We start from the raw sequence: 10666 nt of genomic DNA, 5'->3' as shown, positions 1-10666 counted from the left end.
TAGGTTCTGTTGACAAAAGCCGGATAGGGATTCCCAGAGCCATCGCCAGCTGATTCAAAGCTGCTTTTTGGGAGCAGGCATGGATCGCGGGGATTTGTCGGACGCGGAATGGGAGGTGATCGGGCCACTGCTGCCATCCGAACGAGGTCGTTGGGCGCGGCCCGCAGGCGATAACCGGCGCTTTCTCAATGGCATGCTGCATGTTCTACGGATCGGTTGCCCCTGGCGCGACATGCACGAGCGCTATGGCAAGTGGAACTCTGTCTACGTCCGGTTCCGCCGATGGGCCGAGCAAGGTGTGTGGGACGGCCTGCTGCAGACGCTGGTCGATCTCGGCCTCACCGATGACTGGCAGCACATGATCGACAGCACCAGCGTTCGCGGCCATGTCTCGGCGGCGGGCGGAAAAGGGGGGCTCGTGCGAACGCTCTTGGTCGATCACGCGGCGGCTTTACGAGCAAGATCCACGACCGGTCAGACAATCAGGGACGCCCTCTCGGCTTCATCTTGACCGGCGGCGAGGCCTCTGATTACACCGCTGCCGAACCGTTCATGACGATCCCAGTCACCACGCCCAAGGCGCTGCTGGCGGACAAGGGATACGATGGTGACCGCTTCCGCGAGAGCCTGCTGATCCGGGGTGTCCTACCCATCATTCCGCCACGCTCGAACCGCAAAGTGCCAGAGCATCCGGACTATCGCCGCTACCGGGATCGCAACCGCATCGAACGCATGTTCGGAAAGCTCAAACAGCAGCGACGCATCGCCACCCGTTACGACAAAACCGTTCTGTCCTTCGAAAGCTTCCTCAACCTTGCCGCAGAAAGGCTATGGCTGAAGTCTTTTGTCAACACGGCCTAACCAACGCAATCTCAGAAGTTGTGACCAAATTGAGGGCCGCTCCATCGGCTGGATTGGGCCGTGCATACGAAAACGCGTTATTGCATTTTGAGGCCTACGCTTTGGAGTGGAGCGATGGGAGGTGTATCTGTGCACGAAAACCTCCTTATGCTCAGTTCCATATCATATCACTAAAATTGCGGATCGGCAGCAAACAGTTGCATGGAATCGATCAGCCGCCGATCAGATTGCTGATTGCAAATCTCGTCCGTCACAAAACCGCTTCTCTCCGGTTCATTACACCGCAGTAGCCCTGCAACTGTCTGAATTGTTGATCAATTATTGAAGCGACTAGTTGTCTTGGCTGTCCTCTAAAAGAGCCGGTTCGGACAACGCATAAGGGTCGTACGGTTCCTTTTCTCCGCGATAGAAGCCGATTTCGGTGTCTGCCTGGACCGGCTTGCGCAAAGGACTCCCATCCACGGTGCTCGCTGATTCATCGACATGTTCGGCCGCCCTGCTGCGGACATCGTCGAGAACGCTTGTACCGGATCCGGGATCAAGAAGGACATCGGTCATGCCGAGCACAAGAAGAGCAAATCCCAATGCGATTTTAGGTTTCATCTCGTTCAGCCTTTGGCGAATTATCAGTTTTCGAGCAAAAAGACGGGCCGGGAAAAGCGCAGCCTGATCGTCGGCAGGTCGATCATGCCGACAAGCAGGTCGACCTCATATGTCATGGCGATCTGCTTCTCGACAGCGCCAGCGATACGCTGGGTTCCGGGCGTTGTGACGGTTGTGGTCACTCGGTCGTTAGGCAGGCCATAGGGCGAGCGGATCGCGACGCTGCGCGCATAGCTCGACAATTGCTCGTCGGTCAGGCGGTTCGCGGTCTCGTAATTGACGATGGCATATCGCGCGACATCGCCGCTGGCACTCCGCAGCGAGTTGTAGTCGCGCATGGTGATCCCGAATTGCAGCACCGCCAGCAGCATCGTGATGAACACGGGACCAATCAACGCGAATTCGACCGCAGCCGAGGCGGACTGGTCGCCCCTCAAACGTTGCAACGACAACCGGCTCATGACGACTGCTCCGCGATTGCCTGCCGCACGACGCGAAGCGTGACGGGGCCGCCCAGTCCGAACCGGGTCCAGCTCGGCATGTAGCGGTCTTCCAGCGCGAGCCGGACATAGGTGGTGTGATATTCCGAGCCGCACAGATCGACGAGCGCGACATAGTCCGCGTCGAGCCCGCAGCGATAAATCAGCGACACTGCGACCTTGCTGTCATCAAGCCCGGTCGATGCGACCACGACCGACTTCAGCGCGGACAGCTTTTGCGGCGTATCAGGCTTTGCGGCGAGCACCACGCCAGCAGCCACATCGGCGGCATTCTGCAATTCGTTCTGGCGCGCGACGGCCGTGCTGACCTCGATCGCGCCAAGGCTGAGCATCAGGAGAACGGGCGCGAGTATGGCCGTCTCGATCGCGGCCGTACCGCGCTGGTCGCAGCCCAGCGAGCGCGCCGGGTTCGAAAGCGTGATCATGACACGAGCCTCACCGACCCGCTGGATCGCGCGACCTCGGTCGCTTCCTCCATCCCCGGCGGGCAAAACGTGCTGAAATCGGCGGTGCCCTGTATCGTGATCGTGGCGGCCGCGATCATCAGGCACTGGCTGGTGACACCAAAGGTGCCGTCCATGGTGATACTGCTGTTGGGAAGATAGATCTTCCCGTTCAGGATCGTGCTGGCATTGCCGTTCAGCCGGTTCCGGTTCTTTGTCCCTGTACTGCGCGGATCTTCGAAAACCAGCATGCCGGCAAGGCTGGAGGCGCCGTCGGCCGCCACGCCCGCCGTTTCGAGGTCGGAACTGGACATCGCGGTTAGATTGACGTTCGCGCCGCCGGTTATGTCGATATAGGCGTTGTTCCTGAGCACCAACATCACGCCTGCCCCGGTTACCTGATATTGACCGGTGATCTTCAGCCGCCCGCCGTCGATCACGTAAATGCCCGGGGCAAAAACGGTGCTGCACGATATGTTGATGCTGTCATAGGTACCGGGCAACAACGACGCCTGCGCCGGCACGCTTGCCACATTGACTGCGGAATAGGCTGTGGTCGTCGTGACCGTCTTCACTTCCCACACGGTGTTCTGCCCCTTTCCCGATATCGCGGTCCAGGTAACGGTGCTGGCGGTGGCGGCCCCGGCGGCGGTGCCATTGGGCACGGGTTGCTGTACTTGCGTGACAGGGCCCTGCACGCTGCCGGGCCGCGGCGAAGGGTATCCAAAGGCCGATGCGTTGTTCTTGCCGGAGCCGATGTAATAGCCATAGCTGACGGCAATCGTGATCGTGACATCGGCGGTCGTCGAAACGCTGGCGGCTGCGCAGGCGTATTTCCGCGGCGTCGTGTTCTGCGGGGGCGTCAGTTCCTTGAACGGGTCGAGCAGCCCATCCATGTATTCATGGATGTCGTCGTCGGTGTTCGTCGCCAGCCATTCATCGACCCCGCCCTTCGAGAGGATCCAGCCGACATCGACATTGGGATTGCCGTTGACGATGATCGATTCATCCGAAGTCGACAGCGCTGCAATGCCGCAACTGGCGGTGACGGCCGCATTGCCGCCGATGGTGATGGCTCCGTCGTCGTCAGGGTCGACGGCGATCAGGCAGCTCGTCCAGTTTCCGCCCTCCTCGAAGCTTGCTTGCGCATAGGCGTTGATCGAGACCGCGCGAGTCATGAACAGGCTTGAAAACGGCAGCCGCCTGCCGGCGCTGGCACGCACCACCACGCTATTCCCCGACTGGCCGTTGTAATTGCCAAGTTCGATAGAAGGATCGGATCGGAAGCCGGTGATCAGCTGCAGATTGGCATCGAACTCCTGCCGCGCGCGCTGGCGGTAAACCGCCTGCGTCGCCGGTTCCATCTGCGCCCACGCACCGGCAAGGGCAGCCTGATCGACGGCATATTGCAGTTCGCGTTTCCAGACGAACCATTGCGAGATATCGACCGCCAGCCCTGCCCCGCCGATCAGGACCGGCAGGCCAAGCGCAAGCAGGATGGTGACGTTTCCGCCGCTTTCAGACCGAAGTCTGCGAAGAAATTGACGGCATGAACCGATCATGGCGATGGCAGGCTTTCTTATCGATTGCGTTCGCCATGAATTTCGCCGCTAAGCGATTAAGGATTGTTGAAAAATACTTGATATCCAAAGGATTTATTTTGATATCTTTGGATATCTCTTAAGATATCTGTAAATATATATCAAATATTTATTTCGTCTTCGAGCGGTTTTTCATATCCAAAACCATAACGGCAAGCTCTGTTCTATTCTTCACACCCATTTTCCAGTATATCCGGTGCAGATATAGCTTGACCGAACCCTCTGTCGTGCCGATTTCCTTTGCGACCTCACGGTTGCGGCTGCCGTTGGCGACGGCTTCGACGATCTTGCGTTCCCGTTCGCTAAGGGTCGAAAATGGGCCGGTAACGGCATCCGTCGCCGCGTAATCGAGCGCCCTGTCGACGAGATCGATGTCAATATAGCGCGATCCCGCCAGCACTTGCCTTATGGCAAGTTCGAGCCTTGCCTCGGCACCTTCCTTGAAGACGATCCCGTCGACCTTCGCCTGCAGGGCCTCGACCAGCTTCTTGTCCTCAAGCTCGGCTGTCAGCAGGATCACCGGCCTGCCATCGCCGCCATTGCGCATCGCCCGCAATGTTTCGACGCCGCCAAGAACCGGCATTCTTACGTCGAGGATGACGAGATCGGGATCTTCGCGGGCGACCGCTTCGAGCGCGGCAATGCCATCACCCACCGATGCGACGACTTCCATGCCACCGGCTTGGAGCACGCTTTCCACGCCCTTGCGCAGGAAGCCGTGGTCATCTGCGAGAACGATGCGCGTCATCTCATGCTCCATGCGATGCAGAAGGAATGGGCAGCACTATCTCGATCCGGGAATAGCCGCGCTGCGAAGCCAGAGACAGCTCTCCGCCAAGCGCCGACACCCGCCCCGACAGGGATCGCGGCGTAATCGATCCAGCATGATCGGGAAATCCCATGCCGTCGTCACAGATGACGAGGATCAGATTGTCGCTGCGGACCGCCATTTCGATCTCGACCGCGCGGGCATCGCCGTGCCGTGCCGCATTGGCGATCGCCTCGCGCAGCAATTGCTGCACTTCGTGAAGGAGCAGCGTCGAGACGATGATCGCATCGCCCGGTTCGACATGCCTGACCGCAATGCCCCAGTGCAGCGACAGCAGCTTTGCCAGCGCGGGGATCTCGGCAGACAGGTCGCATTGGCCAGAGGCTTGCCCCCGGGTGCGCAGGCGGTCGATCACGGTGCGGACATGGCCCTGTTCCGCGCTTAGGCTATCGCAGATATCGTCAAGCTCGGCCGAAAGGTCCGGCGTTTCCTTGCGCGCTCTGCCCAGCGCGGCAAGGCGGAACTGCGCCCCGGCCAGCGACTGGACTGGACGACGCTGTCATGCAGGTCGCGGGCGATGCTAGACCGTTCGTGCATCAATTCACGTTCGCGAGCGGCGGCCCGGTTTTCCTCTTCGTCGAGGATGCGCGTGATCTCACGCGCGATGTGGCGGCCAAACAGCACATGGTCGACGCACATGCCCTCGATCCCGACCAACACCAGCTCACCGCATCCCATGGACCCGGGAAGCGGCAGGCTGAGCCCTTCCGAAATGCCGAGCGCATTGAGCAGCACGGGCACCTCGCCGCAGTCGTCGAACAGGGTCAGGCGCCCCTCGTAATAACCGATTGCCCGGTCGCGGCGCAGGTCGAACAGCACGGGCACCGCATTTTCGTCCGGATTCGACAGGAACGGGGGGAATAACCCGCTGCTGTCGCGCAGCAGGCCCGCGCCGGCGAGGGTGATGCCGGGCTCCTCCAGCCTGGCCCAGCGCAGCGCGGCGCCCGATGCATCCATGTTGCGCATGGCATATTGCAGGGCCTGTTCCATCATGTCCGGCTCTTCATGTTCGGCCATGGGATGGAAACGGGGCGCATTGACGATGCCGCGTTCGCGCGCGAACCATGTCAGCAATATGGCCAGCACGCCCATAAAGCTTGCGCGCCGCACGAAATTCATCGTGTCGATATCGATGCCGTAAAACGCCATCCCGAAACCGGTCAGCGTGAACGCGGCGGCCAGCGCCAGCGTCGCGCTGAGCGCATGGCGGCCCTGCCATCTGAGGACGGCCGCCAGCACGAGATAGACAAAGAAGGTGGTGAACGGGCTGATCAGATCGGTTTCGCGCGACTGGGTAAAGAACAGCGCGGTCAAAAAGATCAGGCAATCGCCGACATAGGCCGGACCCGACAGGCGGAAATCGAGCCACCAGTTCCGCCATGCGACGAGCAGCAGGGCGAGCGAATATAGGACATAGCCTTCGAAAAGCAGCAGCCCGGCATCGGGATATCGCACCGGCTGCATCGGATCGATGCGGACCCACACGCCAAACAGCACCGCAATGGCCAGCCGGCTGAGGGCGATAACCCGTATCGAGCGATGCGCGAATGTTCGGCGGGCGATCTGCCCGACAGGCATGGCGCTCAATTGGCCTTCGTCAGATGCATGCGATCCTCCCGGCTCCTTGCCGTCCGGAGTCTGTCGGATGAATCGATCGGACAGCGCCGACCAACCTTCTACTCTTACTGAAATTATCGCGGTGCGATCTGGAGGGCAACGATATTTGCAGCACATGCCTACGGCACAGCTTGAGGTCCTAAATTACAGACGCGATTAGAGCGATGAGCCGGGCTGCTGGCAACAGGAGGATCTGCGCGATTGCTGTACCAGCCAGACGGCTGATCGACACCCATACGATTGCGTGCCGAAATTCTGCCGCGCCTACCCGCCCTTCGATCACGTCATCGGTCATGATGGAAAGTTGGGGGTCGATGAATGTGAACAAGAGAATAGTCGCGAACCCGTTGACCACCGATGACATCTGCGATGCCGTCACTCGGAATTCTGGGCTCAGGAAACCGGCATAAAGTGACGCCAGCACTCCCACCGTCAAAAGTGACTGGGCAAAACAATTCGCGGCGATCAGCTTCCAGCCTATGGTGCGCGGCAAGCTGAGGGCACCGCTGCGAAGATGTGCAGGTATGGCAAACGAGCGTCGGACGCTGCGCAACCCCGCAGGCGAGGCGGAGCGCAGGATCACCCGGCCCATCGAACGATGACGCTCTAAGTAGGATATGGCGATGACGAATAGGCGCTGGCCTGTCGGAACGAGCAATATTCCCAGACCCACGGCCAGCATAGCAGAAAGCAGGATCAGATGAAAATCGAGCAGCAACGCATCACTTGCACCATCCGCCAGCCGGGTCTCGATGCGCTTGGCAAGAAACGGCGCCAGAAAACCGTTCGCCGTGCGTGAAAGCAGAACAAGGACATTGAACAATGCAAAGCTCACAGCGATCCGCCCAGTCCGCAGCCCGGCAATGCGCGATGCATAGGCAAGCGTGCCGATCAGATTGATCCCCGCCATCAGAACACAGATCACGACCAAAGACCAATCCATAGCCACCCGTCCATATGCGCCGAACTCAGGCGCGCCTGACAATAGCGGGCTTTTTCGGGCGAGCAGATTAAATTGCTGTGCGGCCCGTGAAAAAAAGATCATCTCTCGCGCAGGCGCCATAGCCACGAAAGACGGTAATGTTTGCTTTGCCCGACGCGATTGTTCCGCTTGTGGTGGGATTGGGGCTCATTGCCCTGCTGCTCGCCTTTGCCTTCGAAATTCGTTCACCCGAAGTGACGGCAATCGGTGCTGTGGCGATTCTGCTGGCACTGGGCATCGTCTCGTCTGACGATCTGCTCGATGCGCTGGGCAACCCCGCACCGCTCAGCATAGCCGGAATGTTCATCATTTCCGCTTCGCTCGTACGGACAGGCCTTCTGGAAATTCTTGCTGCGAAAGCGACGGAGCGAGCCCGTCAGTCGCCGCGCAGCACGGTCGCTATCCTGCTTGTCGTCGTGGCCTGCATGTCCGCGTTCACGAACAACACGCCGCTTGTCATGATGATGATCCCCGTTGGGCTGGTGCTGGCGCGGCAACTGGGTGAGCCCCCTTCGCGTATCCTCATGCCGATTTCCTTTGCCGCTATTCTCGGCGGCACCTGCACCATGATCGGCACTTCGACCAACCTGTTGGTCAATGGTGTGGCGACAGACGCAGGCCTGGCTCCCTTTGGCCTGTTCGAGATTGCGCCTGTCGGCATTATCGCCGCGGCAGCGGGGCTTTGCTATCTCGTGCTCGCACGATCTCGTCTGCCCATGCGCGATGGTCTGGTATCGGCAGGCGTGCAGACTGAAACGAGGCGCTACACCGCCTCGGTAGTCGTTAATGAGCAGTCTCCACTAATCGGCAAGTCAGCGCGTGCTGTTGCCAGTTTCAATCGCGGCGACCGACGCCTGATCGACATTTTGCGTGACGGAATCTCATTAGGCTCGGATTTCGATGCCGTCACTCTGGAAGCCGGCGATGTCGCGATATTGCGATGTTCGGCAGATGAGATCCTCACCATTAACGAGGGAAGCCAGTTGCAACTGGCCGGAAAGTCAGGCGAGCCCGGGATGCTGGTCGAGGGAACGCGCAGTACTACGATCACGGAAGCGCTGATCCTGCCAGACGCGCAAGTCGTCGGCCACCGGATCAACGATCTTTCGCTTTGTGAGCGTTATGGTGTCATGCCGCTGGCACTGCATCGCCGAGGCAGCAATGTCTCGGGCCGGTTTGAAAATGAATTGCTCGAAGCCGGCGACATGCTGCTCTTCGAAGGCGAACGCGCCTCTCTCGATCGCATGGCAATCGGCGAGAACCTCCTCGATCTTGCCGAACCGAAAGCGCGCGCCTTCCGTGTCGGAAAGGCGCCGGTTGCCCTTTGCGTGCTTCTTGCCATCGTTGTTGGCGCATCCTTTGACGTTCTTCCGCTGCCGGCGCTCGTCACCATGGGCGTTGCCTTTGTCCTTGCAAGCCGGTGTATCGAGCCGGACGAAGCATTCTCGGCCGTGGACTGGCGGATCATTGCGCTCGTCGTGGCGATGCTGGCCATAGGTTCCGCGCTCGACCGCGCCGGATTGGTCGAAATGGCGGTCAATGCTGCAACCCCGCTCCTTGGCGGCTTCGCACCGTGGGTAGCCTTGTGCGCCATCTATATGCTCAGCCTGCTTCTCACCGAACTCGTTACCAATAATGCAGTCGCGATCGTCGTTACTCCACTTGCCATCAAGCTGGCCGAAGCGCTGGGCAGCGATCCGCGCCCCTTTGTAATTGCCGTCATGTTTGCGGCAAGTGCGAGCTTTTTGACGCCAATAGGATATCAGACGAATACGCTCGTCTATGGAGCAGGCGGGTACAGATTTGGCGATTACGCAAGGTTTGGTTTCCCGCTTACGGTATTCGTAGCTCTCGCGACACTGATCGCAATCCCGTTATTTTGGGAGCTTTAAACGGTCTGTGGTGTTCGATGTGAAGCGTCCCGGATTTTCCGGAGGCAGTTTCAATTGAGTCATGCGACCATATCGAGGTTCCCTCTAGCTGCATAGTAATTGGCTTCGGCCTCAGCGGGTGGGATGTGCCCGATGGGGCCGAACAGACGCTGGTTGTTGAACCAATCGACCCAGCGTAGCGTTGCCATTTCCACGGCCGACACGCTTGGCCATGATCGCTGCCGCCAGATCACTTCCGCCTTGTAGAGGCCGTTGATCGTCTCGGCCAAAGCGTTGTCGTAACTGTCGCCAACGCTGCCAACGGACGGGACGAGGTTGGCCTCTGCCAAGCGCTGGGTGTAGTTCATGGCCAGATATTGGACGCCCCTGTCGCTGTGATGGATCAGGCCGTCATCAGGGCCAGGCCTGCGCGCATGGATCGCCTGTTCCAGAGCATCGAGCACGAAGCCGGCGGTCGCCGACGTGCTGACCTTCCAGCCCACGATCCGGCGGGCATAGGCATCGATCACAAATGCCACGTAGACGAACCCGGCCCAGGTGTGGACATAGGTAAAGTCGACCACCCACAAAGCGTTCGGCCGGCTGACGCGGAACTCGCGGTTGACCTTGTCGAGCGGGCACGGCGCCTTGGGGTTGCTGACGGTCGTGACCGTCGTCTTGCCTCGTCGCACGCCTGCCAGCGACATGGTGCGCATCAACCGTTCCACGGTGCACTTGGCCACAGCGATGCCCTCGCGGCGTAACTGGTGCCAGACCTTGCGGGAACCGTAGAGGCCAAAGTTGTTGTCATGGACACGCCTGATCTCTTCCTTGATCTCATCATCGCGCCGGGCACGGGCCGGACGCCTGGTAGGATCTGCAAGCCGGGCAGCATGCTCGTGGTAGGAGGACGGGGCGATCGCCAGTTCACGGCAGATCGGCTCGATACCCAGTTCCTCACGGTGCGTGTCGATAAACGACATCACCATTTGCCGTGGCGGTCGAGCTCCGCCTGAGCAAAATATGCGGATGCCTTGCGGAGTATCTCGTTGGCCCGGCGCAACTCCTTCACTTCGCGTTCCAGCGCCTTGACCCGGTCCCGGTCGCTGGCGGCCTGCGCCGCTGGTCCCGCTCGTCGGCTCGCCTCCTCACGGCACCAGCGGCGCAGCGTCTCGGTCGTGCAGCCAACCTTCCCGGCAATCGAAGACAACGCTGCCCATTCCGACGGGTAATCCCCCCGGTGCTCATCCACCATTCGCACCGCGCGGTCACGAAACTCTGGCGAAAACTTGTTCCTTGTAGCGCTCATTCTGGCTCCTTCTCACAAATAGGAGCCTCCGGAAAACCCGGGACGCTTCA

10 protein-coding genes, 1 pseudogene and 1 other annotated feature are annotated in these 10666 nt (G+C 60.0%); of the genes and pseudogenes, 2 read left to right on the top strand and 9 right to left on the bottom strand.

Annotation, left to right across the window (positions count from 1 at the left end):
* The first annotated feature begins 79 nt into the window (after positions 1–79).
* Positions 80–861 (top strand): annotated as a pseudogene (locus A9D13_RS20340) (IS5 family transposase).
* 330 nt (positions 862–1191) lie between these two features.
* Here the strand turns inward: A9D13_RS20340 and A9D13_RS01580 are convergent.
* The 8 genes from A9D13_RS01580 to A9D13_RS01545 form a co-directional block, all read right to left on the bottom strand.
* Positions 1192–1464: a hypothetical protein gene (locus A9D13_RS01580; RefSeq protein ID WP_066769248.1), complete on the bottom strand. Its 273-nt coding sequence runs from the start codon at positions 1462–1464 to the stop codon at positions 1192–1194.
* 23 nt (positions 1465–1487) lie between these two features.
* A complete protein-coding gene (locus A9D13_RS01575; protein WP_172808071.1) occupies positions 1488–1910 on the bottom strand; it encodes a TadE/TadG family type IV pilus assembly protein in 423 nt (140 codons plus the stop codon).
* An 11-nt stretch (positions 1911–1921) separates the two neighbouring features.
* Complete coding sequence (locus tag A9D13_RS01570; protein ID WP_066769241.1) at positions 1922–2389, bottom strand: TadE/TadG family type IV pilus assembly protein; 468 nt, start codon at positions 2387–2389, stop codon at positions 1922–1924.
* Positions 2386–3969 carry a pilus assembly protein TadG-related protein gene (locus tag A9D13_RS01565; protein ID WP_066769238.1) on the bottom strand — a complete coding sequence of 528 codons (1584 nt, stop codon included), beginning with the start codon at positions 3967–3969 and terminating at the stop codon, positions 2386–2388. The genes A9D13_RS01570 and A9D13_RS01565 overlap by 4 nt, the downstream gene beginning before the upstream one ends.
* Positions 3970–4117: 148 nt before the next feature.
* Complete coding sequence (locus A9D13_RS01560) at positions 4118–4756, bottom strand: response regulator (RefSeq protein ID WP_066769254.1); 639 nt, start codon at positions 4754–4756, stop codon at positions 4118–4120.
* Position 4757: 1 nt separating this feature from the next.
* Positions 4758–5192: a sensor histidine kinase gene (locus A9D13_RS01555; protein ID WP_066769236.1), complete on the bottom strand. Its 435-nt coding sequence runs from the start codon at positions 5190–5192 to the stop codon at positions 4758–4760.
* Between the two features lie 26 nt (positions 5193–5218).
* Positions 5219–6424 (bottom strand): hypothetical protein, encoded by a 1206-nt coding sequence (locus A9D13_RS01550; RefSeq protein WP_156521859.1) that lies wholly within the window; start codon positions 6422–6424, stop codon positions 5219–5221.
* A gap of 169 nt (positions 6425–6593) precedes the next feature.
* Positions 6594–7499: a lipid II flippase Amj family protein gene (locus A9D13_RS01545; protein ID WP_308420435.1), complete on the bottom strand. Its 906-nt coding sequence runs from the start codon at positions 7497–7499 to the stop codon at positions 6594–6596.
* A 35-nt stretch (positions 7500–7534) separates the two neighbouring features.
* Between A9D13_RS01545 and A9D13_RS01540 the strand changes: the two genes are divergently transcribed.
* Entirely contained in the window at positions 7535–9328 is a 1794-nt protein-coding gene (locus tag A9D13_RS01540) for an SLC13 family permease (RefSeq protein ID WP_066769228.1), read from the top strand.
* A gap of 59 nt (positions 9329–9387) precedes the next feature.
* Here the strand turns inward: A9D13_RS01540 and A9D13_RS01535 are convergent.
* A protein-coding gene (locus A9D13_RS01535; RefSeq protein WP_373288794.1) for an IS3 family transposase occupies positions 9388–10616 on the bottom strand; the annotation gives its coding sequence in 2 pieces (ribosomal slippage) (positions 9388–10325 and positions 10325–10616; 1230 coding nt in all).
* Positions 10221–10335, bottom strand: a sequence feature (AL1L pseudoknot). (Overlaps the previous gene by 115 nt.)
* Positions 10617–10666 lie beyond the last annotated feature (50 nt).

Source organism: Croceicoccus mobilis (assembly GCF_001661965.1).
Lineage (GTDB): Bacteria > Pseudomonadota > Alphaproteobacteria > Sphingomonadales > Sphingomonadaceae > Croceicoccus > Croceicoccus mobilis.
This window is presented reverse-complemented; position numbering and strand designations above follow the sequence as displayed.